The organism is Streptomyces sp. NRRL F-5755, from assembly GCF_001279365.1.
In the GTDB taxonomy this organism is placed as follows: domain Bacteria; phylum Actinomycetota; class Actinomycetes; order Streptomycetales; family Streptomycetaceae; genus Streptomyces; species Streptomyces rimosus.
On record NZ_LGCW01000001.1, the window covers coordinates 130,055 to 156,980 of the forward strand.

The 26,926-nt window shown below is 74.0% G+C and carries 23 protein-coding genes; 12 read left to right on the top strand and 11 right to left on the bottom strand.

Annotated elements, in window-relative coordinates; translation table 11 throughout:
- Positions 1 to 302: 302 nt before the first annotated feature.
- Complete coding sequence (locus ADK86_RS00585) at positions 303 to 1,397, bottom strand: GNAT family N-acetyltransferase (protein ID WP_053694710.1); 1,095 nt, start codon at positions 1,395 to 1,397, stop codon at positions 303 to 305.
- Position 1,398: 1 nt separating this feature from the next.
- Positions 1,399 to 1,893 carry a hypothetical protein gene (locus tag ADK86_RS42895; RefSeq protein ID WP_234345616.1) on the bottom strand — a complete coding sequence of 165 codons (495 nt, stop codon included), beginning with the start codon at positions 1,891 to 1,893 and terminating at the stop codon, positions 1,399 to 1,401.
- 447 nt (positions 1,894 to 2,340) lie between these two features.
- Here ADK86_RS42895 and ADK86_RS00595 point away from each other — a divergent pair, with 447 nt between their 5' ends.
- Positions 2,341 to 3,147, top strand: coding sequence for an SGNH/GDSL hydrolase family protein (locus ADK86_RS00595; protein ID WP_053694711.1), 807 nt, complete (start codon positions 2,341 to 2,343; stop codon positions 3,145 to 3,147).
- An 8-nt stretch (positions 3,148 to 3,155) separates the two neighbouring features.
- On the opposite strand, the gene ADK86_RS00600 is transcribed toward ADK86_RS00595, so the two are convergent.
- The 4 genes from ADK86_RS00600 to ADK86_RS00615 are packed head-to-tail and all read right to left on the bottom strand — an operon-like array spanning position 3,156 to position 9,218.
- Entirely contained in the window at positions 3,156 to 4,691 is a 1,536-nt protein-coding gene (locus ADK86_RS00600) for a serine/threonine-protein kinase (protein WP_053694712.1), read from the bottom strand.
- A 44-nt stretch (positions 4,692 to 4,735) separates the two neighbouring features.
- Positions 4,736 to 6,274, bottom strand: coding sequence for a nickel transporter (locus ADK86_RS00605; protein WP_078951659.1), 1,539 nt, complete (start codon positions 6,272 to 6,274; stop codon positions 4,736 to 4,738).
- Entirely contained in the window at positions 6,271 to 7,623 is a 1,353-nt protein-coding gene (locus ADK86_RS00610) for a tetratricopeptide repeat protein (protein WP_063788902.1), read from the bottom strand. Before ADK86_RS00610 ends, ADK86_RS00605 begins: the two co-directional genes overlap by 4 nt.
- A complete protein-coding gene (locus ADK86_RS00615; protein WP_053694713.1) occupies positions 7,623 to 9,218 on the bottom strand; it encodes a DUF4331 domain-containing protein in 1,596 nt (531 codons plus the stop codon). Before ADK86_RS00615 ends, ADK86_RS00610 begins: the two co-directional genes overlap by 1 nt.
- 217 nt (positions 9,219 to 9,435) lie before the next feature.
- Between ADK86_RS00615 and sigK the strand changes: the two genes are divergently transcribed.
- The 3 genes from sigK (at position 9,436) to ADK86_RS00630 (ending at position 11,240) form a co-directional block, all read left to right on the top strand.
- Positions 9,436 to 10,002, top strand: coding sequence for an ECF RNA polymerase sigma factor SigK (sigK, locus tag ADK86_RS00620; protein WP_030370961.1), 567 nt, complete (start codon positions 9,436 to 9,438; stop codon positions 10,000 to 10,002).
- Positions 9,999 to 10,841 (top strand): anti-sigma factor, encoded by an 843-nt coding sequence (locus tag ADK86_RS00625; RefSeq protein ID WP_053694714.1) that lies wholly within the window; start codon positions 9,999 to 10,001, stop codon positions 10,839 to 10,841. Before sigK ends, ADK86_RS00625 begins: the two co-directional genes overlap by 4 nt.
- 135 nt (positions 10,842 to 10,976) lie before the next feature.
- Positions 10,977 to 11,240, top strand: coding sequence for a hypothetical protein (locus ADK86_RS00630; protein ID WP_030370963.1), 264 nt, complete (start codon positions 10,977 to 10,979; stop codon positions 11,238 to 11,240).
- A 24-nt stretch (positions 11,241 to 11,264) separates the two neighbouring features.
- Here the strand turns inward: ADK86_RS00630 and ADK86_RS00635 are convergent, their stop codons facing one another.
- Complete coding sequence (locus ADK86_RS00635; protein WP_053694715.1) at positions 11,265 to 12,494, bottom strand: CaiB/BaiF CoA transferase family protein; 1,230 nt, start codon at positions 12,492 to 12,494, stop codon at positions 11,265 to 11,267.
- A gap of 73 nt (positions 12,495 to 12,567) precedes the next feature.
- The gene (locus tag ADK86_RS00640; RefSeq protein ID WP_420718815.1) at positions 12,568 to 13,842 is read right to left on the bottom strand and encodes a type ISP restriction/modification enzyme; all 1,275 of its coding nucleotides are present in this window, start codon (positions 13,840 to 13,842) and stop codon (positions 12,568 to 12,570) included.
- A 168-nt stretch (positions 13,843 to 14,010) separates the two neighbouring features.
- On the opposite strand from ADK86_RS00640, the gene ADK86_RS00645 reads away from it, so the two are divergent.
- Positions 14,011 to 15,372 (top strand): MFS transporter, encoded by a 1,362-nt coding sequence (locus tag ADK86_RS00645; RefSeq protein ID WP_053694716.1) that lies wholly within the window; start codon positions 14,011 to 14,013, stop codon positions 15,370 to 15,372.
- 77 nt (positions 15,373 to 15,449) lie between these two features.
- Positions 15,450 to 16,322, top strand: coding sequence for a poly-gamma-glutamate hydrolase family protein (locus ADK86_RS00650; protein ID WP_053694717.1), 873 nt, complete (start codon positions 15,450 to 15,452; stop codon positions 16,320 to 16,322).
- A 33-nt stretch (positions 16,323 to 16,355) separates the two neighbouring features.
- Here ADK86_RS00650 and ADK86_RS00655 read toward each other — a convergent pair whose 3' ends face one another.
- Both ADK86_RS00655 and hmgA read right to left on the bottom strand, forming a co-directional pair.
- A complete protein-coding gene (locus ADK86_RS00655; protein ID WP_030591065.1) occupies positions 16,356 to 17,105 on the bottom strand; it encodes a GntR family transcriptional regulator in 750 nt (249 codons plus the stop codon).
- Positions 17,106 to 17,183: 78 nt separating this feature from the next.
- Positions 17,184 to 18,509 (bottom strand): homogentisate 1,2-dioxygenase, encoded by a 1,326-nt coding sequence (gene hmgA / locus ADK86_RS00660; RefSeq protein WP_053694718.1) that lies wholly within the window; start codon positions 18,507 to 18,509, stop codon positions 17,184 to 17,186.
- 256 nt (positions 18,510 to 18,765) lie between these two features.
- Here hmgA and ADK86_RS00665 point away from each other — a divergent pair, with 256 nt between their 5' ends.
- The 4 genes from ADK86_RS00665 (at position 18,766) to ADK86_RS00680 (ending at position 23,439) form a co-directional block, all read left to right on the top strand.
- A complete protein-coding gene (locus tag ADK86_RS00665; protein WP_053694719.1) occupies positions 18,766 to 20,262 on the top strand; it encodes a CitMHS family transporter in 1,497 nt (498 codons plus the stop codon).
- A 3-nt stretch (positions 20,263 to 20,265) separates the two neighbouring features.
- A complete protein-coding gene (locus ADK86_RS00670) occupies positions 20,266 to 21,588 on the top strand; it encodes an MFS transporter (protein WP_053694720.1) in 1,323 nt (440 codons plus the stop codon).
- A gap of 31 nt (positions 21,589 to 21,619) precedes the next feature.
- Positions 21,620 to 22,390, top strand: a complete 771-nt coding sequence (locus ADK86_RS00675) for a class I SAM-dependent methyltransferase (RefSeq protein ID WP_053694721.1) — start codon at positions 21,620 to 21,622, stop codon at positions 22,388 to 22,390.
- 137 nt (positions 22,391 to 22,527) lie between these two features.
- Positions 22,528 to 23,439 (top strand): NAD(P)-dependent oxidoreductase, encoded by a 912-nt coding sequence (locus tag ADK86_RS00680; protein ID WP_053694722.1) that lies wholly within the window; start codon positions 22,528 to 22,530, stop codon positions 23,437 to 23,439.
- A 1-nt stretch (position 23,440) separates the two neighbouring features.
- Here the strand turns inward: ADK86_RS00680 and ADK86_RS00685 are convergent, their stop codons facing one another.
- A complete protein-coding gene (locus ADK86_RS00685; protein ID WP_053694723.1) occupies positions 23,441 to 23,995 on the bottom strand; it encodes a hypothetical protein in 555 nt (184 codons plus the stop codon).
- 192 nt (positions 23,996 to 24,187) lie between these two features.
- On the opposite strand from ADK86_RS00685, the gene ADK86_RS00690 reads away from it, so the two are divergent.
- Entirely contained in the window at positions 24,188 to 25,606 is a 1,419-nt protein-coding gene (locus ADK86_RS00690) for an aldehyde dehydrogenase family protein (RefSeq protein WP_053694774.1), read from the top strand.
- 73 nt (positions 25,607 to 25,679) lie between these two features.
- Positions 25,680 to 26,762, top strand: coding sequence for a Zn-dependent alcohol dehydrogenase (locus ADK86_RS00695; protein WP_053694724.1), 1,083 nt, complete (start codon positions 25,680 to 25,682; stop codon positions 26,760 to 26,762).
- Positions 26,763 to 26,926: the final 164 nt, after the last annotated feature.

Genomic DNA, 26,926 nt, shown 5'->3' on the forward strand with positions numbered 1-26,926 from the left:
GCTCAGGACGGCATGGATCTTTTCGCCGGGAGAACAGGGTGAGCTGGCATGCGTGTTTCCGGCCGCGCGGCTCGTGTTCCGATGATCGACGCGGTTCTCGTCATGTGAAGATCGGACACGGCACCCCCCTACCGCGCCCCGCCCCGGGCCCTGTCGCGGCGCTTGAGCCCTCCCCTTGAGCCGCCTTGCATGACGGGCCGGTGCGGGTGGTGTACGACGGTATTGATGACTGGGACTCTATGGCAATACCTCGACCTCGCATCCCGTTTTGCGTCATTGGCGTATATGGAGCGGTGTCTTCCTCAACGTCCCGACCGGATTCGGCCCATCCGTTTGAGAAGTCGATCAGCCGGCTCGAACAATTCCGGCCGGGCCAGCACCGTGTTGCGCAATGCCCGTACCGGTGCCCGGTGTGCCCTATGGGCCAGCGCGACCGGATGACGCCGGGACACCCACCCCTCGGACACCGAGAGTTCCCGGGTCTTCAGGGAGTTCTTGTATTCCTTTTCACCCCGCCCCAGGTCGAGATAGGCCAGCCCGTCGGCGGCCGCCCCCTCGGCCATGCGCAGATGCAGCACCAGGCCGGGGGAGAACTTCGCGTACGCCGTGTCGTACGCGGGGAACCAGCAGCCGAGCACCCGCTCGGAGCGCAGGCCGAAGTGCGCGGCGATCGGCCGATCGCCCGCGTAGAGCACCGACAGCAGCCCGGCGAAGGTCGGCGTACGGGTGTGGAAGAGCTGCTCCACCAGCTGGAGGATCCACGGGTGGGCGAAGCGGTCGCTGCGGCCCGTACGGCGGTACTGTGCCGACTTCCAGTCGATCAGCCGGCGCAGCGCGGCCGGGTCCCGCTCGTCGTGGACGTAGCGCACCGGACCCACGTCCCGGCCGAGCTTGCGCTCCTTGGCCAGCGTCGTGCGGGTGAACTTCGGCGCCTGGCCGCGCAGCCGCTCCAGATACGCCTCGTACCCCTGGTCCACGTCGATGACGGGGGAGGGGTGGCTGCGCAGCGGCGCGGTCTCGAAGGGCTTCTGGCCCTCCACCAGGTGGTCGAACTCCAGCACCGACAGGCCGCAGGCGTGCAGCAGCTCACGGGAGTCCCACTGGAAGCCGGGGCGGTGCACCAGCCCCTGGGCGTCCGAGACCCCCAGCCCGACCGCCCGCCCGACGCCCAGCGGCGAGCGCTGGAAGGGCAGGAAGGCGGCCGGTTCCCCGTCCTCCCGGATCACCGCGATCCGCACCCCGCGCCGGCAGCGGCCGACGGCGAGCGCGAACTCGGGTGCGAGAAAAGGATTCGCCAGCTGGGGTGTGCCCAGCAGGTGCGCCTGGGACTGCACGGTGCTCCACGCCGTCCGTTCGGTGCCGCTGAGCTCACCCGGGCGGTACACGCTGATGTCCACGTCAGTTCGTCCGACTTCCCCGTCCACGGGCGCCGGATCGCCGGCGCCGTACGCTGACCGCTAGAAATACGCCGCCGCTGAGCACGGCGACGGCCACCACCCCGCCCCGCGCCGACCACAGGTGCAGGGCGAGCATCGCCTGCGCGACGAGCAGGTCCAGGGCGACCGCCCCGGCGCCCGCGACGACGGTCCGGCTGAGCGGGTCCAGCCGGCCCAGGGCGGCGGCGAGCGCCGCGGCGGGCGCCAGCACCAGGAAGAAGAGGGTGCACGGGGCGCGCACCGGCGAGGCGATGTCGGCGAGCGCCAGGAAGGCGCCCACGCCGCCGACCGCCACCGCCGCACCGGCCAGTACGGGTGCCGAGTCCGCGCGCCACCGCCCGGCCGTGCCGGTATCCGGGCCGCCCGGCCCGCCGTCCCCGGGGCCGCCGGGCACCGGCCCGTCGCGGTCCGGTCTGCCGCCGTCCGGCGCGTTGCCGTTGATGGTCTTGGTCTGCATTGGCAGCTTTGCCCCCCATAAGCGCCTGATGCCGGGCTTCAATGTCGCGCAGCGGGCGCGGGCCCGTCAAGACGCGAAGAAGGCGTGAACGGGCCATGTCCAACGCGTGATCGGGGCGCGGAACCACCGGTTCACGACGGCGTCGTGGACGGCCCGAAAACGACCTTCGGGTGCTTGCCGGACGCTCCGGACGGCGCTTTGGACATCACGGGCGCCGCTGTCCCCGGCGAGGGTCGCTTTTCGCCCGGCGGGCCCTGGCTCGATCACTGCGGTCGGCAATCCAGGGCGGTGGTACGGCACCTGGTGACCCGTCATGTCATCGTCACGGCAATGTCATGACACCGCCATCGGGGTCACCCGTGATCGCGAGAACGGGTGACAAGGCTTCCCGTGACGGAAGGGTCCTGCTACATCAGAAATGGCAGAGATCCTGCTCAGGGAGGTTCCATGAGACTGTCCCGACGCGCGGCCACGGCGTCCGCGCTCCTCCTCACCCCGGCGCTCGCGCTCTTCGGTGCGGGCGCCGCCGTGTCCGCGCCGCGCATCCAGGCCACGGACTACGTGGCCCTCGGCGACTCCTACTCCTCGGGGGTCGGCGCGGGCAGCTACGACAGCAGCAGCGGCTCCTGCAAGCGCAGCACCAGGTCGTATCCGGCCCTGTGGGCCGCCTCGCACACCGGCACGCGGTTCAACTTCACCGCCTGTTCGGGCGCCCGCACGGGAGACGTGCTGGCCAAGCAGCTGACCCCGGTCAACTCCGGCACTGACCTGGTCAGCATCACCATCGGCGGCAACGACGCGGGCTTCGCCGACACCATGACCACCTGCAACCTCCAGGGCGAGAGCGCGTGCCTGGCCCGGATCGCCAAGGCACGCGCCTACATCCAGCAGACGCTGCCCGCCCAGCTGGACCAGGTCTACGACGCCATCGACAGCCGGGCCCCCGCAGCCCAGGTCGTCGTCCTGGGCTACCCGCGCTTCTACAAGCTGGGCGGCAGCTGCGCCGTCGGCCTCTCGGAGAAGTCCCGCGCGGCCATCAACGCCGCCGCCGACGACATCAACGCCGTCACCGCCAAGCGCGCCGCCGACCACGGCTTCGCTTTCGGGGACGTCAACACGACCTTCGCCGGGCACGAGCTGTGCTCCGGCGCCCCCTGGCTGCACAGCGTCACCCTTCCCGTGGAGAACTCCTACCACCCCACGGCCAACGGACAGTCCAAGGGCTACCTGCCCGTCCTGAACTCCGCCGCCTGACCTCGCGGCTACCCCGCTCCTGACGAAGTCCCGCCCTCGGGCGGGGCTTCGCCGTAGGTGCGCGTGCCGCCGTCGCCCGTCGCGCCGGTGGCCCCGTCGTACGTGCCGCCGCCCCCGGACGCGGTCGGTTCGGTCGTCGGGGCGGACGTGGTCGGCGCGGTGGTCGTGGGCCACGACGTCGTCGGATGATGGCCGGTCGAGCGGGGCGGAGTGGTCTGCGGGTACGTACGGTGGGGAGGCGTACTGCCGGGGTACGTACGGCCGGGAGCCGTACCGCCCGGCGAGGCAGTCGCGGACGCCGAGCTGCCGGGCGACGTCCGCCCCGGCGTGCCGCCGCCCCCGCCACCGCCTCCGCCGTCGCCGGAGCCGCCTCCGGAACCACCGCCGCCCGAGGTGCTGCCCGGCGTGGGCCCCGGGGAGCCGTCGTCCGCCAGCAGCGCGTACGCCACGCCGCCCGCCGCCAGCACCGCGATCAGCGCGCCGGCCAGCAGCAGCCGGACCGACCGCCGCCGCTTCCGCTCGGCCTCGGCCGTGGTGTCCGCGGCCGGTATCCCCGCGGTCGTCTCCGGGCCCGGCATCGGCGTCGCGGGACCGTACGCCGGAAGGGCCTGGTCGGCGGCGGCCGTCGGCGCGTGGCCGGGCGGCGGCACCACCACCGTGGGTGTGGCACCGCCGCCCGCCGCGACCGCGTCCAGCATCCGCTGCACCTCGGCCCCGTCCAGCCGCTCCCGCGGGTCCTTGCGCAGCAGCCCTTCCAGTACGGGGGTGAGCGGGCCCGCGTGGCGGGGCGGCGGCAGCTGCTCGTCGACCACCGCGCGCAGCGTGGTCAGCGGTGTGTCCTGGCGGAACGGCGAATGGCCCTCCACGGCCGCGTACAGCGTCACGCCCAGCGACCACAGGTCCGACTCCGGGCCCGCCTGCTGCCCCAGCGCCCGCTCCGGTGCCAGGAACTCGGGCGAGCCGACCAGTTCGCCCGTCAGCGTCAGGGCGGAGGAGCCCGCCACCCGCGCGATGCCGAAGTCGGTCAACACCACCCGGCCGTCGTTGCCCAGCAGGACGTTGCCCGGCTTCACGTCGCGGTGCAGCACACCGGCGGTGTGCGCGACCCGCAGTGCGGCCAGCACCTGGGAGCCGATGCCCGCGGCCCTGGCCGGCGTCAGCGGCCCGTCCGCGGCCAGCACCTCGGCCAGCGACAGGCCGCGCACCAGCTCCATGACGATCCACGGGCGGCCGTCCTCGGTCACCACGTCGTAGACGGTCACCACGTTGCGGTGCGCGATACGGGCCGCCGCCCGGCCCTCCCGTTCCAGGCGCGCGTACAGCAGACGCTGTTCGCCCTCGGTCAGTTCGCGGGGCGCCCGGACCTCCTTGACGGCGACCTCGCGGGCCAGCAGCTCGTCCCGGGCCCGCCACACCACGCCCATCCCGCCCCGGCCCAGCTCGGCGCCCAGCCGGTAGCGCCCCGCCAGCAGCCGTCCGCCGTCTCCGCCCTCCGCGCCGTCCGGCAGAGCGCCGGTTCCGTCGCCGCCAGGATCCCCGCTCATGGACGAGCCCCCCTCGCAGTAGAGCGATGCGGTGGAAACGTACCTCAACCCAGCGTGGTTGCCGCCCCCTTGAGCAGCAATCCGCAGCCGAGCAGGAGGACGACGGCGGCGGTGCCGACGGGCGCCAGCCGGTGCGCGGCCGACAGTATCCGCGCACCCGCCCCGCGCCCCTTGACCAGTTGCTCCCCGAGCCGCAGGGTCAGCCGGACCGCGAGCAGCCCGGCCGCGGCCAGCGTCCCGGCCAGCCCCGCGCCGTACGCGACGACCAGCAGGAACCCGAACCACGCCTGGCCGAGCGCGGCGGCGCCGACCAGCACCACCACGGCGGAGGGACTGGGCACCAGCCCGCCGGCGAACCCGAGCAGGACGATGCCGCGCAGGCCGGGGCGGGTGGGGTGGTGATGGTGGTGTCCGTGTCCGTGTCCGTGTTCGTGGTCATGGCCGTGCGGGTGACTGTGACCATGGCTGTGCCCATGCCCATGCCCATGCCCATGTCCGTGCCCGTTCCGGCGCATCCGCAGCGCCCGCCGCAGCAGCACCGCTCCCGCTCCCGCCACCAGTGCCCCGCTGGCCACGCCGAGCCAGGCCACCACCGAGGGCGCGGCGGCCGAACCCGCCGCGATCAGCGCCCCCAGCGCGAAGACGCCCAGGGTGTGCGTCACGGTCACCGACAGGCCCAGGGCCAGTACGTCCCGCCGCGAACTCCGGCCGCCCGCCGCCGCTGCCGCGGCCATCAAGGTCTTGCCGTGGCCCGGCGCGAGGGCGTGCAGCGCGCCGAGCAGCAGCGCGGTGGCGAGTGCGAGCGCCGCGAAGGCGGGGGTCAGGTCGTGCCGGGCGACGAGCCCGGTCAGGGCCTGCGTCCAGCGGTCCGCGCCGCGGGGCAGGACGGACTCGGCGGACGGGCGTTCGGCCGCCTCGGAGAGCGCGGGACCGCCCGGTACGGCGCGTACGGCCGCAGAGCGCCGGGCGGGCGGCGAGGCCAGTACGTCCCGGGGGTAGGTGGTCAGGCGTCGGGACACCGATTTTGTGGGGGCGTCGGACGCGGTGAGCCGGGTGCGGTCGCCCCGGGCGGTGATCTCCCGCCAGCCGGGCGCGCCGTCGCCCTCCGCCGCGCGGAAGCGGAGGGCGGCCCGCCCGTCCGACGGCAGGCGCGCGGTCATCCGGCACTCCAGGCGCAGGGTCGGCAGTCCGGCCTGGCCGGGCCGGGTGGCCGCGGTGGCGCTCGCGGACCGCAGCCGTTCCCGTCGCCCGTCCACGGTCAGCCCGCTACCGCGCGCGGCCGTGGCGCACCGCTCCCGGGCCCAGGCCGCCAGCTCGGCCCGGTCGGTGGTCCCGTCCCCGCTCCGGTCGATGCGGTCCTTCTGCTGCGCGGCCGGGATCTCGGCGAGGTCTTCGACGTGGTCGACGCGCAGTTCGCCGGGCCGGACGGTCAGGCCGTCGTACTGGCTGACGGTGAAGTTGCCGAGCGGGTGCGCGTGCGCGGCGCCCGCGGGCGCGAGCAGTAGTAGTACGGCGGTGAGTGCGGTGACCAGGAGGGCGACGGTTCGCCTCCGTATCGACAGGACTCCCTTGAAGGTGCTCACCGTCCGGCCTCCAGCGCGCTCAGCGCCGTCCGGGCCGCGGCCGCCCCCGTGGGCGAGAAGCCGCGGTCCAGGCGCAGGGCGGCGGACAGGTCGCGGCGGGCGTCGGCGGTCCGGCCCAGCGCGCGCTCGATCGTGCCGCGGTGATAGAGGAATGCCGCGTCGCGGAAGCCTGGCGCGGCGGCGCGCTCGGCGTAGGGGAGGGCCGCCCGGTCCTGGCCGGTGCGGTGCAGGGCCCAGGCCAGGGCGTCGGCTGTGTGTACGGTCTGGCGGCGGGACCACTCGGCGCGGGCGGCGCGCAGGGCGGCGCGCCGGTCGCCGTGGTCGGCCTCGATCAGTGCGGTGTCGAGGTCCACGGCCACGCCGTTCGCGCGCGCCAGGTCGGCCCAGGTACCGGCCAGGGCGTACTGCCGCCGGGCCGCGGCCCGTTCGCCGCGCGCTTCGTAGACCTCGCCGAGTGCGGCCAGGGGCCCCGGCAGCGGGTAGCGGCGCACGACCTCGCGCAGTTCGCGGGCCGCCGTACCCAGTTCGCCGCGCGCGGCGTAAGTGCGCGCCCGGCCTTCCAGAGCCGGGAGGTGGCCGGGTACGGCACGCAGCGCCAGTGCGTAGTGCCGGAACGCCGTCGCGTACTGCCCCTGGCTGCGCGCCAGTTGGCCCAGCGCTGTGGCGACGTACGCGATGTCGTCGGGCCGGGCAGCGGACTGCAGGGCGACCTCCAGTGCCTTGCGGGCGCCGTCGGCGTCGCCGAGCAGTTCCCGTACGTACGCGAGCCGCGTGAAGGACGGAATGCCGGGGTGCACCGCGTCGGCGTGCCGTGCCGCCGCCAGTGCCTCGGTGTAGCGCCCGAGCTCCACCAGCGCGTCCACGCGGACCGCCAGCGCCCGTTCCCCGTACGGATTGACCGCGAGCGCGGCGTCCGCGTCCCGCAGCGCGGCCCGGAAGTCGTGCCGCGCCGCGGCGAGCGCGGCCCGCGCGGCGAGGCCGGCGTCGTTCTGGCGCGGGCGCAGCGCCAGCGAGCGGGCGACGGCGCGCCCGGCCTGCGGGTAGCGGGTCGGGTCGCCGGTCGTACGGGCCTGCTCGACGTAGGCGGCGCCGAGCCGCGCCCAGCCGCGCCAGTCCCCGGGCTGCTCGCGCAACCGGACCTGGAGGGCACTCACCGTGCCGGACAGGCCGGCCGCGCCGCCGCGGCCCACGGGGATGTCGGACGATGGTGGCGCGGGCACCGGGGCGCGCGCCCGGCCACCGTCTCCGCCCAGGGCGATCCCGCCGGCGGTGACCGCGCACGCGAGGAGTACGGTCACGACGGCGCCGGCGAGCTTGCCGCGTACGCTCCTGGGCAGTCGGGAGAACATCAACGGCCGGCCCTGGAGCGTCGGTTGGACCGGAGCCAGAGCAGGCCCGTGCCGACCAGCACCAGCCCGAAGGCGCCCGCCGAGGCGGAGGCGATCAGCAGGGTGTCGTTGCCGTCACCGGTGGCGCTGTCCTGCGGGCGCAGCCCGGTCCGCAGACCGGTGGACTGGTTCACCGCGCCCTGGCCGCTCCCGCCCGTGCTGTCGCCGCCGCCCTTCTTGGCGACCGGGCCCCGGGAGCCCGAGGTGGGCAGCGCCAGATACGGGAAGGTCTTGCCGAACGGCTGGTCGTTGGCGTCGACCGCGTCGCCCAGGTCGTTCTTCTGCCCGACCAGCTCGCCTTCCACCACCTGGAGGGAGATGTCCACGACGTCGTCGGTGAGCCGCCGGCCGTTCGGGTAGCCCGCGTTGTCGCCGTCCAGGACGCCCAGGCGCTTGGGCTGCGCGGTGGGCGGGACGGCGGTGTTCAGCCGCAGCGCCTCCGCGGGGCGCACGTTCGGCGGCTGGTTGAGCTTGGCCACCCCGGTCAGGAACACCGCGATCAGGTCCTTGCGGGGCAGCGCCGGCGCCTTGATCCCGTAGATCTTCTCGATCAGCCGGGCCAGCTCGGGGTCGGTGACGTACTTGAGGAACTGCGCGTCGTTCCACGGCGCGGACGCGTTGAAGCGGTCCTTGTCCTTGACCGGCACGACCAGCTCGTTGACCAGCGGGTTGCCCAGCCGTGACACCTGGGACCAGCCGCCGGAGGCGTTCTTGCGCTGGGTGGTGGACCAGACGCCGATCACCGGCTGCTGCGCCGACTGCCGCAGCTCCTTCGTCGGCACCTGGAGGGCCACCGACTGCACGTTGTAGCCCTTGAGGGTGTCCCGGCCGACCTCGGAGAGGTCGCCGCCGTACAGCAGGTCGAAGGCGCGCAGGTCCAGGAAGAACGGGTCGTCCGCCTGGCCCGCGAAGGCCGAGCCGCCGCCCGCGACCGGCCGGACCGCCTGGTCGCGCAGCTTCTGGTAGTCCGGCATCGACGCCTTGCCGACGTTCGACGGCGCGGCGGTCAGATCGTTGGCGATCTTCGTGCTGGAGACCACCTTCTGGTCCTTCAGCCGCAGCAGGTCGATGTCGTACGTCTGGTAGTAGTTCAGGTCCTTGTCGTCGAGGGACGTGACCTGGCCGGTGTTGTAGAGGAACGTGTCGCCGCTGCGGTAGTTGTCCTTGAACGTCCACCGGTAGATCAGGTCGCCCTGGCCGTCCCCGTCGCTGTCCACGTGCACGTCGTACTGGGCGTCGGTGGCGAACTTGTAGAAGTTCGGGCCGCCCGCCGGCTCCGCGAAGGGCCACCAGTTCACCGTCAGCGTCGTGGTGTCCGGCTTGTCGGGGCTCTGGAAGGCGTACACGTCCGTGGTGTCGTACTCCGGCTGCCCGGAGATCTGCGGCGCCTCCCGGTGGCTGGACGCCTGCGCCGGGCGGGCGGCGAGCGGGCCGGCGGCGGCGCCGGCGACACCGGCCGCGGCCAGCGAGCCGCACGCCAGCACGGCGACGGTCCGGCGGCTGCCCCTGCCCTTCCTGGTCTTCCGGTTCTCGGTGGGTTCGGTGCTGGCGGTCATCGCGTCGGTCCTTCTCGGGTGTGCCGGGCGGTGCCGGCCGGGTCGGCGGTGCGGAGGCCGCACCGTGCTGTGGCGGCTATTCGTGGCCCCGTTCCGTACGGATGGGTGCCGCGTGCGCGGAAACCGCGCGCCTGCCGGACCGGTCCGCCGCGCGTCTCGCCCCGAACCCACCACGGCGGGACAATGACCGGTCGTCACGGGAACGGGGTGAGGGCGCGTGAAGTCCGAAACGGCCGCGGGGCGCGGTGCCGAGGTGCTGCTGCCGCTCGTCGCGCGCGGCGACCACGGCGCCTTCGAGGAGCTGTACGACCTGGTGTCGGCGCCGGTCTTCGGCATGGCCCGGCGGGTACTGCGGGACAGCGCGCAGGCCGAGGAGGTGACACAGGAGGTGCTGCTGGAGATCTGGCGGCGGGCCCACCGGTACGACCCCGGGCGCGGCAGCGGCCTGTCGTGGATCCTCACCCTCGCCCACCGCAGGGCGGTGGACCGGGTGCGGTCGGCGCGGGCCGCGAGCGAGCGCGAGGAGCGGGCCGCGCGCCGGTCCGTGGTGACCGCCTTCGACGAGGTGGCCGAGCAGGTCGAGGGGGCCTTCGAACGCGAGTGGGTGCGCCGGTGCCTGGAACGGCTCACCGCGTTGCAGCGGCAGTCGGTCACCCTCGCGTACTACGACGGCTACACCCACCGCGAGGTGGCCCGTCGGCTGGCCGTACCGCTCGGCACGGTCAAGTCCCGGCTGCGCGACGGGCTGGCCCGGCTGCGCGACTGCCTGGCGGCCGCCGGATGAGCCGCCGCCCGCCGTCCGCGGCTCTCCGTGACGCGCTGCGCGCCGGACGGCGGGGCGCCCACACCCTGGCCGCCCCGTACGCCCTCGACGCCCTCGGCCCGCGCGAACGCCGCCGCTTCGAACGGCACTTGCGCCGCTGCCCGGACTGCGCGGCGGCGCTCCGCGTCCTGTCCGAGGACGCCACCTGGCTGGCCCGCGCCGCCGCCCGCCCCGCCCCCGCCGGCCTGCGCGCCCGCGTACTGACCGCCGCGCTGGCCACCCCGCAGGAGGCCGTGGTCCCGCGGCCCGCCGAGCCGGTGCCCGCGTCCGAGGACCCGCGTCCCGCCCGCGCGCGGGGCCCGCGGCTGCCCGCCCGGTACGGCACCCGCCTCGCCGGGGCGGTCGCCGCGCTGAGCCTGCTCGTCAGCGCCCTGCTCGCCTTCCAGCTGATCCGTACGGACAGCGAACTGGACCGGCAGCGCGCCGTGACGCAGTCCGTGAACGCGGTGCTGGCCGCGCCGGACGCGCTCGCCGTCTCCGGCCGCCCGATCGGCGGGCGGTCGCTGAGCGCGGTCGAATCGGCCGAGATGGACCAGGCCGTGGTGAACGCCGCCGGATTGCCCCTGCCGCCCGCCGGGCACGCCTACCAGTTGTGGCGCATGCGCGACGGGCTCCGCACGGCCCGCTCGGCCGGCGTGCTGGCGTACGACCCGCGGACCCGCACCGCGGGCCCCGCCGTCGTACGTGATCTTCGGCACGGCGGCACCGGACCCGCGGACCGGCTCGCGGTCACCCTGGAGCCGGCCGGCGGCTCCGCCAGGCCCACGACCTCGGTACTCATCCAACTCGCCCTCGGCTGACAGTGATCCACAAGGGTGCCGTCAACGTCGGTGCGCGGGAGGTGAATCCTGGTGAGGGGGCCGCGCGCGTGCCACGGGAGAGAGATAGGGTTACCCTGCCCGGGGCCGGGTGCCCTCGTACGGGTGGGGAGTGTCATGGAACAGATAACAATGCGCAGCAGGCCACGAGTGCCTGCGATCAGTTGCGGAAGCGGCGCGTCCAGCGCGCGGCTCGACCGCCATCTCGCCGTGCTGGGCGGACCCGCCGTCCCGCAGCGCGAGTCGGAGGGTGCGACGTCGTTGATGCAGGAGCTCACCGCTCGTGACCACGCGCGCACGAGGACGAGCCGCGGCGCCAGGGTGTCGCTGTTCGCCCCGCTGCGCAGGCTGCGCCGGTCGCTGTTCGGCGGTCACAGCTGAACCACGGCCACCGGTCCCGGCCCCTCAGGCGATCACACCGTCCCGGCGCAGCGCTGCGATCCGCTCGCTCGTCAGACCCAGAGCGCTCAGCAGCGCGTCGGTGTGCTCGCCCAGGGCCGGGACATTCCCCGGCCCGGGCCCGGCGCTCCCGGGCAGCGTGATCGGCGGCAGCAGCGCGCGCAGCGGCCCCACCGGTGACCCCACCTCCCGCCAGCGGTCGCGCGCCGCGAGCTGCGGATGCCCGGCCAGCTCCGCCACCCCGTTCAGCCGCGCACAGGCGATCCCCGCCTCCTCCAGCCGTCGTACGGCCTCCTCCACCGCCATCCCGGCCAGTGCCTCACCCACCACTCGGTCCGTCCTGTCCCGGTTGCGGGTACGCGCCACATTCGTCGCGAACGCCGGATCGTCGGCCAGTTCGGGCCGCCCCAGCACCTGCCGCGCCAGCCGCCCCCACTCCCGGTCGTTCTGCACGGACAGCAGCACCGGCTGCCCGTCCGCCGTCGGATAGGCGTTGTACGGCGCGATGACGGCGTGCGCGACACCCGTGCGCGCTGGGGGCGTGCCTCCGTACATCCCGAAGTAGAGCGGGTGCCCCAGCCACTCGGCGAGCGCGTCCAGCATCGTGATCTCCACCGGGCCGCCGCGGCCCGTCGTGCCGCGGCGCAGCAGCGCGGCCAGCACACCGGAGAAGGCGTACATCGCCGCCGCGATGTCCGCCGCCGGTATCCCCGCCTTCGCGGGTGCCTCCGGCGTCCCGGTCAGCGAGACCAGCCCGGCCTCGCACTGGACCAGCATGTCGTAGGCCCGCTTGTGCGCGTACGGGCCGTCGGCGCCGTACCCGGAGATGTCCACGGCGACCAGGCGCGGATGGCGGGCGCACAGCGACGCCGCATCCAGCCCGAGCCGCGCGGCCGCGCCCTGCGCCAGGTTCTGCACGAAGACGTCCGCTCCGGCGATCAGTTGCTCCAGCAGCTCGCGCCCGCGCGGGTCCTTGAGGTCCAGGGCCAGGGACTCCTTGCCGCGGTTGGCCCACACGAAGTGCGAGGCCAGCCCGCGTACGGAGGTGTCGTAGGTACGGGCGAAGTCGCCGCCGTCCGGCCGCTCCACCTTGATCACCCGGGCGCCGAGGTCGGCGAGCTGCCGGGTGGCGAACGGCGCGGCCACGGCCTGCTCGACGCCCACGACGGTGATGCCCTCCAGGGGCGGCGGCTGCGGGGTGCGGTCCGGGGCGGCGTGATCGGTCGTGTGGTCCATGGTCGGAGCACCTACCCGCCGCCGCCCGCCGGGCAACGCGCGGGCCCGCACGGCCGCGTCACAGCCGGGCCGGTCACAGCAGGGCGAACTGCCCCTCCGGGCCCTCCTCGTGGTGATCCAGTACGGAGGCCGGGCGGCGGGCCGCGGCGGGCGGCGGCAGCACGCCCGCCGCGCGCAGCTCGGACACCTCGACGCGCGGGCCGTCCGCCGTGCGCCGGTGCAATGCCTCCTGCGCCGGGCGCACTTCGCCCACCAGCGACAGCACCGTGATCAGCTCCAGCAGTTCGGTGGTCCACTCCTGGGGCCAGGCGGTGGGCCGTACCGCCTCCAGTCCCTCCGGGTCGGCCGCCGGGGCGGCCCGGCGCTCGAACCACGCCTCCAGTACGCGCACCCCGCCCGCCTCGAACTCCCAGGCCGCCGGGGGCACGGGGGAGATCCGCCCGGGGCCGAGGAGCAGCGCTTCCTCGTCCGACAGGTAGTCGATGCCGTCGGGCAGCCCATGAGCAGGAAGCGGGGCGCGTACGTAGGGGCGCCGGCCGCCGGGCATCCGGGGGCGGTCGCCGGCGCGCGCCCCGTACGCCGTCCCGTCACCCCGTGCGCCCCTCGTCTGGAGCCACAGCAGCCGCTCGCCCAGCGCGACGCCGTCCTCCCACACCCCGGCGTCGGCGGTCAGCGGCACGACCGCGCCGGACGGCGTGGGGCGGGCGCTCGCCACGGTCCAGGCGAGCACCTCAGCGGCGCCGACCGGCCGGTCCAGGCGGCGGGCGAGCAGCTCCGTCAGGCCCGGGGTGAGGTTGGGCTCGCTGCCGCCGGGCCGCCGGTAGAGCGGGCGGATGCGGCCGGGCCGCCCGGCGGGCGACCTGCCGTCCGGCAGCAGCGCGGACGCCACCAGCGCCGGGCCGTCCGTCTGCGGCACATGCCCCAGCTCCACCACGAACACCTGCCGCCCGTCCGCGACCCGCCACAGCTCGGGACGGGCCGCGTCGATCAGCCGGTGGTCGGGCAGCAGCCACTGCTGGTCGTACGGGCCGTGCAGCACACGCACCGGGTCGGGGCACGGGCCGCCGCCGTGCGCGAGGCGGCCGGTGGGCGTGGACTGGCCGGGGAGCTGCGGCACGGCGGTGCGCAGCGTACGGGCGCGGCTGGGCCGGAACAGCCGCTCACGCGCCGCGTCGTCACCGGCCTCGTGCAGCGCCGCCCAGCGGGCCCGCAGGGAGGCGGCGTCCGGGGCCATCACCCAGCCGCGGCCGAGCCGCAGCGGCGCCGCGGACCAGGGCATCAGGTCATCGAGCCGGGGCGCCGCCGCGAGCCTGCCGCCGCCGCTCCCCGTGGCCTGTGTCACCGTCACGCGGTCGCCCTCCCTGGACCTTCGGTGCGCTCGGTTGCCTGGGGGCATCGTAACGGCGGCGGCCGGAGGGGGGCTTTTCCGAGTGATCACCGACGGGTACGGTCCTGGCCGTACGACCGTGCCGCCACCGCACGCCCATGCCGCCGCCGTCCGCCGGAAGGAAGCGCCATGACCGCAACGCAGCTCGCCGGGGCGCGGGCGGGGGCCCGGCTGGACCGGCTGCCGCCGTCGCGCTGGCACCGCCGCCTGACCCTGACCGTCGGCGTCGGCGCCTTCTTCGACCTCTACGAGATCTTCCTCGGCGGGGTGCTGGCCGCGGTGCTCGCCGAGCGGTGGCACCTGGACCACACCGCCAAGTCATGGGTGATCGCGGCCGGGTTCCTCGGCATGTTCGTGGGCGCGGGCGTCCTGTCGGTGCTCGCGGACCGGTTCGGACGGCGGCGGATGTTCCTGGTCAATCTGGGCGCGTACTCGCTGTGTTCGCTGCTGGGCGCCTTCGCGCCGAACGCCGAGTGGCTGATCGCGCTGCGCTTCCTGGCCGGGCTCGGCCTCGGCGCCGAGCTGATCCTCGTGGACACCTACCTCGCCGAATTCCTGCCGCGCGCCGTACGCGGCCGGTACATCGCCTGGGCCTACACCTTCGGCTTCCTCGGCGTGCCGGTGGCCGCCTTCGTCGGCGCCCGCCTGGTCGCCACCCGCGAGCTGTTCGGCGTCGAGGGCTGGCGCTGGCTGCTGGTGGCGGGCGCGCTGGGCGCGGCGTTCATCCAGCTCATGCGTGCCCGGCTGCCCGAATCGCCGCGCTGGCTGGCCGTGCACGGGCGGGAGGAGGAGGCGGCGAAGATCGTCACGGACATCGAGGAGCGCGTCGCGCGGGAGACCGGCGAGACGCTGCCCTCGGTCGCGGTGGCGGCGGAGGTGCCGCAGCGCCGCGTCCCGCTGGGCGAGATGTTCCGCGGCGACCACCGGCGCCGCACGCTCATGTGGTGGATCTTCCAGGTCCTGCAGACCGTCGGCTACTACGGGTTCGGGTCGCTGGCGCCGGTCGTGCTGACCGCCAAGGGCCACACCGTCACCGCTTCGCTGAGCTACGCGGCGCTCAGCTTCTGCGGCTATCCGCTCGGTTCGGCGCTGTCCGTACCGCTCATCGACCGTATCGAGCGCAAGACACTGATCATCGCCTCCGCGCTGGGCATGGCGGCGTGCGGCCTGGCCTTCGGCTTCGCCGGCGCGGGCTGGCTGATCGTGGGCGCCGGCTTCGCGCTGACCGTGTGCAGCAACGTCTTCTCCAACGCCTTCCACGTCTACCAGACCGAGATCTTCCCGACCGGCCTGCGCAGCAGCGCCATCGGGATCGCCTACTCACTGTCCCGGCTCACCTCGGTGATACTGCCGTTCGTCGCGCTGACCGTACTGGACGCCCTGGGGCCGGGCGCGGTCTTCACCGGTTCGGCCGCGCTGATGGTGCTGCTGTGTCTGGATGTGGCGCTGCTGGGGCCGCGCACTACGGGGCGCAGTCTGGAGCGGATCTGAGCCGGGCCGCCTCACCAGGGCTTCCGATGGTTCGTACCCGTGTCCGTATCAGCGGCGAAGTGATAAAGATGTGCGACATGTCACCTGTTGTCAATCGTCGTACCGTCCTCACCGCAGCGCTCGGCGCGGCGGCCCTCACCAGCACCCCTCTGGTGACGGGCATCGGAGCCGCCAAGGCCCGTGCCACGTCCAAGGGGGACCTCTACGCCTCCAACACGGCCCTGTACAAGGCGCTCTCAGGACAGGAGGGCATCCAGTACGCGCGCCGGTACAGACGCCACGAGATGTTCGACAACGAGCAGGGCGGGAGATTCCCGTACCACCGCACGACGGTTCTGGCGCTGCACGCCGGCGGCATCGAGAAGGGCACCTCCGAACTGTGCCTGGGCATCGCGGGCTACAAGCCCGACACCCTGGCGCCCCTCTTCCCCGGCGAGCCGCTCTACGACTACTGGATGTTCGAGGGGCTGCGGCTGCCCAGCATGGGGCTGGGCTCCAACAGCGAACTGCACGTCACCGCGAAGCACTGCGACGACCATGTCGCGCTCTCCATGGCGGCCTCCAGCCTCAATGTCCTGAGCCTGCACGGCTGCAAGGCCGAACAGGCCGGTGTGCGCAGCGGCCAGGACCCCAGAGTGGTCGTGGTCGGCGGCCTGAACCCCACCTTCAAGAAGCTGCTGCACCAGGAGCTGGGCGCGCACTACAAGACGGTGGACGGCGACGACTTCCCCGACCTGGCCGGGGCCGACCCCGACAACCCCTGCAACCGCACCATGCTCCGCAAGGGCGGCCAGCTGGAATTGACCACCGAGCTGCGCGCGTCCTTCTTCGACACGGACACGCTGGCCGGGCGCGCCGGCAGCACCAACGGGGAGTTCAAGAAGTTCGCCGGCGCCTGCCGCAAGGCGATCGCCCGTCTGGAAGCCGGCTCCGACCAGGTCATTCTCTGAGCGGAACGCCCCGGGGGCGCGTGACCGCCGGGCTCAGTGCGCGTCCAGCGTCACCGTGAAGGAGAAACGGTCCCCCCGGTAGTGGATACGGGCCACGTCCACCACCCGACCATCCTGGTCGTAGGTGATGCCCGTGTAGTGCAGGATCGGGCTGAGCAGCGGCACCTGGAGCAGGCGGGCGGTCTCCGGGTCCGCCAGCCGCGCCTCGACCGTGTCGGTGATCCGGCTGATGGCCACACCCACCGCGTCCCGCAGCACCTTCGTCATCGGCCAGCGTTCCAGGTCCGCGAGGTCCACGCGGGCGGCGACGTCCGGGTGCAGGAAGTTGACCGCGTGGTTCGTCGGCTCGCCGGTCTTCTCGTCGCTGCGCAGCCTGCGGTACGTGGCGACCTCCGCCAGGCCGGGGAAGTGCTCCGCCAGTTCGGCCGGCACGGCGGCCGTGCCGTGGCCCAGCAGTTCGGTGCTCATCCCGGACTGCTGGGCCACGATCGCGTCCACCGAGCCGAGCAGCCGCACGGGCGACCCGCGCCGCGCGCTCGGCTCGATGAACGTCCCGCGCCTGCGGTGCCGCGTGATCAGCCCCTCCGTCTCCAGCTCCTTGAGCGCCTGGCGCATGGTCAGCACGCTCACGCCGTAGTGGGCGGCGAGCGCGTCCTCGGTCGGCAGGCGCAGCGGGGCGCCGGGGGAGCGGCCGAGTATGGACGCGCGCAGCGACTGCGAGACCTGGTACCACAGCGGCAGCTTGCGGTTCAGGTCCAGCGAGTCGGGGGCGAAGGTGGTCAACGTCGACTCCGTATCAGGGGCCGGGCGGTTTCCGGTCAGGGCCTGTGTCCGGCGGTGTTTTGCCGGACACGCGGGCCCTCAGGGGCGGAAGTGGCGCTCAAGACCTTGCCATACCCGGTCGTAGCCGCTCTGCAGGTGGCCGGCGCCCGCGGCCTGCCCGGTGAGGGTGACCGGCCAGCGGGTCTCGAACATGAACGCCAGCCCGTCGTCGATCTTCTGCGGCTTCAGCTCGGCCGCGCTCGCCCGGTCGAAGGTCTCCCGGTCCGGGCCGTGCGCGGACATCATGTTGTGCAGCGAGCCGCCGCCCGGAACGAAGCCCTCCGCCTTGGCGTCGTAGGCGCCCTCGACCAGGCCCATGTACTCGCTCATCACGTTCCGGTGGAAGTACGGCGGCCGGAAGGTGTCCTCGCCGACCAGCCAGCGCGGCGCGAAGACCACGAAGTCCACACCCGCCAGGCCCGGGGTGTCGGACGGCGAGGTCAGCACGGTGAAGATCGACGGGTCCGGGTGGTCGTAGCTGATCGAGCCGATGACGTTGAAGCGGCGCAGGTCGTAGACGTACGGGACGTGGTTGCCGTGCCACGCCACGACGTCCAGCGGCGAGTGGCCGTAGGTCGCCTTCCAGAGGTTGCCGCAGAACTTGTTGACGACCTCGTAGGGGCCCTCCTCGTCCTCGTACGCGGCGGTCGGCGCGAGGAAGTCCCGCGCGTTGGCCAGCCCGTTGGCGCCGATCGGGCCGAGGTCGGGGAGCTGGAACGGCTGCCCGTAGTTCTCGCAGACATAGCCGCGCGCGGTGGCGTCGAGCAGTTCGACGCGGAAGCGGACGCCGCGCGGGATCAGCGCGACGTGCCCCGGCTCGGCGCGCAGCAGGCCCAGTTCGGTGCGGATCAGCAGGTCGCCGTGCTCGGGCACGATCAGCAGCTCGCCGTCCGCGTCGCTGAACACCCGCCGCTCCATGGAGGCGTTGGCGTGGTAGAGGTGGATGGCCATGCCGGTGCGCTGGGCGGCGTCGCCGTTGCCGCCGAGGGTCCACAGCCCGGCCAGGAAGTCGGTGGGGGCCCCGGGCTCGGGCAGCGGGTTCCAGCGCAGCCGGTTGGGGTCGGGCGCCGTCTCGGTGAAGGGCGCGCCGCGAAGCGCGCCGTTGTCCGTCCGCTCGAACGCCGGGTGCGCGGCGGACGGGCGGATGCGGTAGAGCCACGTACGGCGGTTGCGGGCGCGCGGCTCGGTGAAGGCCGAACCGCTCAGCTGCTCCGCGTACAGCCCCAGGGGGGCGCGCTGGGGGGAGTTGCGGCCGACCGGCAGGGCGCCGGTGACCGCCTCCGAGCTGTGTTCGTTGCCGAAACCCGAGGAGTACGCGAGCCCCTCGGCCGTCTTTCTCGCCCGCTCGCTGCCCGTGCCTGTCATCGCGCGCTCCCGCCGATCGAGGAATCCAGCAATCCTATGGAGGACCTTAGGATTGCGGCCCCGGCCCGTCAACGGAGACTCTCGGCCACGTCCGGCGGGCGTGGCCCGGACGGGAACCGGCCGCACACCGCCGTCGCAGCCTCGTGTTTTGCTCGTATTGCTCGCACGTCAAGACCTTGTTAACGAAAGTTTCGGCCACCTACCGTCGCTTCACCGCCCTCCCGGGCGTGTTCAAGGGCGAACGTGAGGTACCCCCATGCTGACAATCCTCGGATTTGTCATGATCGCCACCTTCCTGGTGCTGATCATGATGAAGAAGATGTCGCCGATGGCAGCGCTCATCCTGATCCCCGCGCTGTTCTGCGTCCTGGTGGGCAAGGGGGCGCACCTCGGCGAGTACGTCCTCAAGGGCGTGGGCGACCTGGCGCCGACCGCCGCGATGCTCATGTTCGCCATCATCTACTTCGGCGTGATGATCGACGTAGGGCTCTTCGACCCGGTCGTCCGGGGCATCCTGCGGTTCTGCAAGGCGGACCCGGTACGGATCGTGGTCGGCACCGCGCTGCTCGCCGCGATCGTCTCGCTGGACGGCGACGGCTCCACCACCTTCATGATCACGGTGTCCGCGCTCTACCCGCTCTACCGCCGCCTGAAGATGAGCCTGGTGGTCATGACGGGCGTCGCCGCCACCGCCAACGGCGTGATGAACACCGTCCCCTGGGGCGGCCCGACCGCCCGCGCCGCCACCGCCCTCAAGCTGGACGCCGGCGACATCTTCGTCCCCATGGTCCCGGCGCTGGCCACCGGCCTGGTCGCGGTCTTCCTGCTCTCGTACGTCCTCGGGCGCCGCGAGCGCAAGCGGCTGGGGCTGCTCACCCTGGACGGGGCCGGAACCGCCACGGAGCGGGCGGTGCCCGAGCCGGCGGCGGGTGAGGCGGTGCTCGCCGGGGCGGGCGGAGGCTTCGGGGCCCGGGTGCGTACGAGCGTGTTCCGTACGGTGTCGATCCGTACGGGCAAGGGCCGCGGCGCGGCGGCGGGCGGCGGAGGCGGCACGGCGCACACCGGGACCGGAACCACCGCCACCCTCACCGAGCCGGACCCCGCCGACGACTTCCAGGGCCTGGACCCGCACCGGCCGACGCTGCGCCCCAAGCTCTACTGGTTCAACGCCGCGCTCACCGTCGCGCTGCTGGTCCTGCTCGTCCTCCAGACGCTGCCCATCCCGGTGCTCTTCCTCCTGGGCGCCGCCCTCGCGCTGACCGTCAACTTCCCGCACATGGCCGACCAGAAGGCCCGGATCGCCGCACACGCCGAGAACGTCCTGAACGTCTCCGGCATGGTCTTCGCCGCCGCCGTCTTCACCGGCGTGCTGACCGGCACCGGCATGGTCGAGCACATGGCCCGCTGGCTGGTCGACGGCATCCCGGACGGACTCGGCCCGCACATGGGCATCGTCACCGGCGTCCTGAGCATCCCGCTCACGTACTTCATGTCCAACGACGGCTTCTACTTCGGCATCGTCCCGATCCTCGCCGAGGCGGGCGCCGCCCACGGCGTGGGCGCCCTGGAGATCGCCCGCGCCTCCCTCGTCGGCCAGGCGCTGCACATGTCCAGCCCGCTGGTCCCCGCCGTCTATGTGCTGGTCGGCATGGCGAAGGTGGAGTTCGGCGACCACACCCGGTTCACCGTGAAGTGGGCGGCGCTGACCTCCCTGGTCGTGCTCGCGGCCGGTCTGCTGTACGGGATCATCTGACCCGTGGGCACCGGGACGCCCGGCCGGGGCTGGCTGCTGCGCCTGGTCCTCACCTTCGCCTGCGCCCAGTCGGCGGTGAGCATGGCCCGGCCCGCCGTCTCCTACCGGGCGCTGGCGCTGGGCGCCGACGAGCGCGCCATCGGTGTGATCACGGCGGTGTACGCGCTATTGCCGCTGCTGGTGGCCGTGCCGCTCGGCCGCCGTACCGACCACGGCCGCTGCGCGCCGCTGCTCGTCCTGGGCGTCGCCCTGATCACCGGCGGCTGCGCGCTGAGCGGCGTGGCGGGCTCGCTGCCGGCAATGGCCGCCTGGAGCGGGGTGATGGGCCTAGGCCACCTGTGCTTCGTCATCGGCGCCCAGTCCATCGTCGCGCGCCGCAGCGCCCCCGACGAACGCGACCGCAACTTCGGCCACTTCACCATCGGCGCCTCGCTCGGCCAGCTCGTCGGCCCGGCCGCCGCCGGGCTGGTGGTCTCCGAACACGACGGCGCGATGGGACCCACCAGCGCCACCGCCCTCCTGGTCGCCGGCGGCCTCGCCGCCTTCTCCTACGCCTCCCTGTGGCGGCTGGAACACCGGCCGGAACACCGTGCGGCGGCGACTTCCGGGGCCGCGCGGCCCGCCCGGGACCGTACGGCAGCGTCGCCCCGTACCTCCGTACGGGCCATCCTGCGCACCCGCGGCGTCCCGGCCGGGATCTTCATGAGCCTGGCGGTGCTCTCCGCGACCGACATCCTCACCGCCTACCTCCCCGTCGTCGGCGAGGACCGGGGCATCGCGCCCGCCACCGTCGGGGCGCTGCTCAGCCTGCGCGCGGCGGCCACCATCGCCTGCCGGCTGGTCATGACGCCGATGATCCGCCTCCTCGGGCGTACCGCCCTGATGGCGGGCAGCTGCGCGCTGGCCGGACTGCTCTGCGCCGGACCGGCGCTGCCCGTACCCGTCTGGGCGCTGGCGCTGATGCTCGCCGTCCTCGGCTTCTGCCTCGGCGTCGGCCAGCCCCTGTCCATGACCACGGTCGTCCAGGCCGCCCCGGAGGCAGCGCGCAGTACGGCGCTGGCGCTGCGCCTGACCGGCAACCGCCTCGGCCAGGTCGCGGCCCCCGCCACGGCGGGCCTGCTGGCCGGACTGGCCGGTACCGCAGCGCCGTTCGCGATGCTGGCCGTCCTGCTGCTGGCCTCGGCGGCGACGGCCGTCCGGCCGGGGCGCGAGGCGCGTCCGGAAAGACCCGGCAACGGCCCCGCGAGCGCCGGGAATCCGCCCGTCGCGTCCCCCGCCGGGCCTCCCGGGCCCGCACCCGACGGCGGAACGCCCGCCACCCGGTGAATTACCGGGCCCGCCGCACTACCGTGACACCATGGCGGACCCGTCCCTCGCCCGGTTCTTCGACCAACTCGCCGCGACCTACGACCTGCTGTACCCGGACTGGCCGGCCGCGGTGGCCCAGCAGGGCCGCGCCCTCGACGCACACGTACGGGACGCGCTCGGCGACCGGCCGCACCGCGTCCTCGACTGCGCCTGCGGCATCGGCACGCAGGCGATCGGCCTCGCGGCGGCCGGGCACGCCGTCACCGGTACGGACCTGAGCCCGGTCGCGGTGGCCCGCGCCGGCGCCGAGGCCGCCGCCCGGGGCCTGTTCCTGCCGGCGGCCGCCGCCGACATGCGCCGGCTGCCCTTCCGCGACGCCCGGTTCGACGCGGTGGTGTGCGCCGACAACTCCCTGGCCCTCCTGACCACGCCCGACGACGTACGGACGGCCCTGGCCGCGATGCGGCGGGTGCTGCGGCCCGGCGGTCAGCTCCTGCTCGGCATGCGTGCGTACGAGGACGCCCGCCGCGAGCGCCGCGAGGTGCTGCCCGCCCGCGTCACCCGCCTGCCGGACGGTGGCCGGGCCGTCACGCTGCAACTGTGGGAATGGCACGAGGACGGCGAGCACTACGACTTCGACCTGATCCAGCTGCTGCCGCGCGGCGACACCTGGGAAGTGCGCAGCCGGCGGACCACCTCGTGGGCCCTGACCCGGGACCAGGTCGGCGGTTTCGTCGAGGCCGCGGGGTTCGAACGCCTCGCGTGGCACGAACCGGCGGACAGCGGCTACTTCCAGCCGTTGCTGACGGCGCGCTGCTGAGCCGCGGACGCCTGCCCGGGAGTGCCCGAAGCGCACCCGAAGCAAACCCGAAGCGTTCCATAAGCGCTGCTCGGCAGGGTGGTGACACCGGACGGGCCCGGCAGCGGGCCGGCCCGCCGAACCGTTGGAGCGCATCCATGACAGCCACCCCCGCCAACCCGCCCACCGACTCCGGCAAGACCCCCGTGACCGTGCTCGGCCTCGGCGCGATGGGCCGGGCGCTGGCCGGCGCCTTCCTCAAGGCCGGACACCCCACCACCGTATGGAACCGCTCGGAGCACAAGGCCGACGAACTGGTCGCCCGCGGCGCCGTACGGGCCGGGAACGTCGCCGAGGCGGTGACCGCCAGCCCGCTGATCGTCGTCTGCGTCGTGGACTATGAAGCCAGCCACCGCATTCTGGAGCCGGTCGGCGCCGACCTGGCCGGGCGGGTGCTGGTCAACCTCACCTCCGACACCCCGGTGCGCTCCCGGCGCGCCGCCGAATGGGCCGCCGGGCACGGCATCGAGTACCTGGACGGGGCGATCATGGTGCCGACGCCGGTCATCGGCACACCGGAGGCGACGGTCCTCTACAGCGGCTCGCGGCGGGCCTTCGACACGTACGAGGAGACGCTGAAGGCGCTGGGCGGCAAGGCGCCCTTCCTCGGCACGGACCACGGCGTCGCGGCGGTCTACGACCTGGCGATGCTCAGCTTCTTCTACTCCGGCATGGCGGGCATCGCGCACGCCTTCACACTGGCCGGGGAGGAGGGCGTCCCGGCCACGGACCTGGCCCCGTTCCTGGACGTGATCACGGGCATCTTCCCGCCGATCGCCAAGGGCATGGCCGACGACCTCGTCGGCGGGCGCCTCGACGGCGCGGGGGAGGGCAACATCGTCATGGAGGCGGCGGGCATCGCGCACATCGTCGAGGCGTCCCGGGACCGCGGCGTCAACACCGATGTGCTCGACGCGCTCAAGGCGTTGATGGACCGCGCGATCGCCGCCGGGCACGGGGAGTCGGAGTTCGTGCGGGTGACGGAGGCGATGCGGGGGGCGTACGCCTGAGTCACGCGACGGCCGGTCGGCGGACGGCGGTCACCGGGATGTCGGCGGAACCGGTGGTGCGGGTGAGGCGGATGTGCCAGCAGCCGGGGGTGGGGAAGCGCAGGCCGCTTCCCCACTCGTCGCCGGGGCGCCGGTAGGAGGAATCGCCGTGCGGTTCGAGCCGCTCGGGGCGCCGGGTGCGGCCGTCCGGGCCGGTGAGGGTGAGGTGCAGCGGCCCCTTGCCGGTGACCCGCCAGACGATCTTGTGTACCTCGCGGGTCGTGAACGTCGCGGGCCCGCTCGCGACCGTACGGTTCCCGTCGATGACCAGGCCCCCCACCCGCAGCCCGCCGGTGCCCACGGCGCGGAGTTCGACCGAGTCGCCCCGGTACGGGTGGAAGGACGCGGCCGGACGGCACCCGCCCGTACCGGTCCCCGCGGGCCGGGACGCCTCGGTGCCCTTCCCCGCCTCCCCGCCGGAGTCGCACCCCGCCGTCACCGACAGGGCGAGTACGCAGGCGAGCGGCGCCGCGTAACGGGCGGCGCGGGCAGTGGCGTACCAGGGCCGGCGCCTCATGCGCTCAGCGTCGCTCCGCAATCGCGCCCGCCACAAGGCGGGTTCGCGCCGCGGTCCACGGGGAAGACCGCGGCGCGGGCGCGCGGGGTGGCCGACGAGGGGGCTGGCGACGGAAAACTACCATCGCTAGTTTGGGGGCGGCGAGTACCTTCGGGGCTCATGGGACCGCAACCGGCGTGGGAGGGCGACGACGTGAAGCAGCACGACGCGATGTACATCGACGGGAGCTGGCGGCCCGCCGCCGGGACGGACACCATCGATGTCGTCAACCCGGCCGACGAGCGGGTCATCGCCACCGTCCCCGCCGGCACCGCCGAGGACGTGGACGCGGCGGTACGGGCCGCCCGCGCCACCCTGCCCGCCTGGTCCCGCACCGCGCCCGCCGAACGCGCCGCCCGGCTGACCGCGCTGCGCGACCAACTCGCCGGCAGCGCCGGGGAGATCGCCGAAACGATCACCGCCGAGCTGGGCTCGCCGCTGGCGTTCAGCAAGGCGGTACAGGCCGCCGTCCCGGTCGCGGTGTGCGGCTCGTACGCCGAACTGGCCGCCACCCATCCCTTCGAGGAGAAGATCGGCACCTCCACCGTCCTGCACGAACCGGTCGGTGTCGTCGGCGCCATCACCCCCTGGAACTACCCGCTCCACCAGATCGTCGCCAAGGTCGCCCCGGCGCTGGCGGCGGGCTGCACGATCGTCCTCAAGCCCGCCGAGAACACCCCGCTGAACGCCCAGCTCTTCGCCGAATGCGTGGACGCGGCGGGCGTGCCGGCCGGCGTGTTCAACCTGGTCACCGGCCTCGGACCGGTCGCGGGACAGGCGCTGGCCGAGCACCCGGACGTGGACCTGGTCTCCTTCACCGGCTCCACCGCCGTCGGCAGGAAGATCGGCGCCATCGCCGGTGCCGCGGTCAAGCGCTGCGCCCTCGAACTCGGCGGCAAGTCCGCCAACGTCGTACTGCCCAGCGCCGACCTGGCCAAGGCGGTGGGCGTCGGCATCGCCAACGTCATGGCCAACTCCGGCCAGACGTGCAGCGCCTGGACCCGCGTACTGGTGCCCGCCGACCGGTACGACGAAGCCGTGGAACTGGCCGCCGCCGCCATCGCCAAGTACGTACCGGGCGACCCGCTGGACGGCGCCAGCCGCCTCGGCCCGGTCGTCAGCGCCACCCAGCGCGACCGCGTCCGCGGCTACATCCAGCGCGGCGTCGAGGAGGGCGCCCGGATCGTCGCGGGCGGCCCGGAAGCCCCCGAGGGGCGCGCCCTGGGCTACTACGTCCGCCCGACGCTCTTCGCCGACGTCACCCCCGACATGACCATCGCGCAGGAGGAGATCTTCGGCCCGGTCGTCGCGGTCCTGCCGTACGAGGACGAGGACGAGGCCGTACGGATCGCCAACGGCACGGTCTACGGCCTGGCGGGCGCGGTCTGGGCCGGCGACGAGGACGAGGCGGTCGCCTTCGCGCGGCGCCTGGACACCGGCCAGGTCGACATCAACGGCGGGCGCTTCAACCCGCTCGCCCCGTTCGGCGGCTACAAGCAGTCCGGCATCGGCCGCGAACTGGGCCCGCACGGCCTGAGCGAATACCTCCAGACCAAGTCGCTCCAACTCTGAGCGCGGCCCCCGCCGTACCGTACCGCCGCGTACCCCTACCCGTACCGCCCACAGACCAGGGAGCCACCTCCGCATGACCCGTGCCGCCGTACTGACCGCCGTGGGCGCCCCTCTGGAGGTCGCCGAGATCGAACTGCCCGGACCCGGGCCGGGCCAGGTGCGCGTCCGGCTCGCGGCGGCCGGTGTCTGCCACTCCGACCTGTCGCTGTCCGACGGAACGCTGCGGCAGCCCGTGCCCGCCGTCCTCGGGCACGAGGGCGCGGGCACCGTCACCGCCGTCGGCGCGGGCGTCAACACGCTCGCGCCGGGCGACCAGGTCGTCCTGAACTGGGCCCCGTCCTGCGGCGACTGCCACTTCTGCGGACTGGGCGAACCCTGGCTGTGCGCCAACTCCGGGGCGGCGGCCGCCACCCCGTACGCCAAGCTGGCCGCCGACGGCACCGACCTCCACCCGGGCCTGGGCACCGCCGTCTTCGCCGAGGAGACGGTCGTCCCCGCCCACGCGGCACTGCCGCTGCCGCCCGGCATCCCGCTCACCGACGCGGCGCTGCTGGGCTGCGCCGTGCTGACCGGGTGGGGCGCCGTGCAGCACAGCGCACGAGTACGGACCGGGGAGTCGGTCGCGGTGTTCGGCGTGGGCGGCGTGGGCCTGGCCACCCTCCAGGCCGCGCGGATCGCGGGCGCGGGCCCGATCGTGGCCGTGGACGTCTCCCCGGCGAAGGAGGAACTGGCCCGCGCGGCGGGCGCCACGGAGTTCCTGGTCGCCTCCGACGACACCGCCAAGCGCATACGCAAACTCACCGGCGGGCACGGCGCGGACGTGGCGATCGAGTGCGTCGGCCGCGCGGAGACGATCCGTACGGCCTGGTCGTCCACCCGGCGCGGCGGACGCACCACGGTCGTCGGCATCGGCGGCCAGGACCAGCAGGTCACCTTCTCCGCCCTGGAACTCTTCTACTTCGGCCGTACGCTCTCCGGCTGCGTCTACGGCAACAGCGACCCCGCCGCCGACCTGCCGCGCATCGCCGAACACGTACGCAGCGGCGCGCTCGACCTGTCCGGCATGGTCACCGAGCACATCGGCCTCGACGGCATCCCCGCCGCGTTCCAGGCGATGCGGGACGGCAGGGGCGGCCGCGCGCTGATCGTCTTCTGAGCCGGACCGGTCATCGCGCCCATGACCTGGGAGGTCCTTGAGCCACCGCCCCGTTGACGGCATCGTCACCTCGCGAAGGAGGCCGCAGCGGACCCGGCCCGCCCCACACCGGCCACCGGCCCGGCCACCCCGAGCCTGCTGCGCAAGGTCCTGCGGTCGACAGC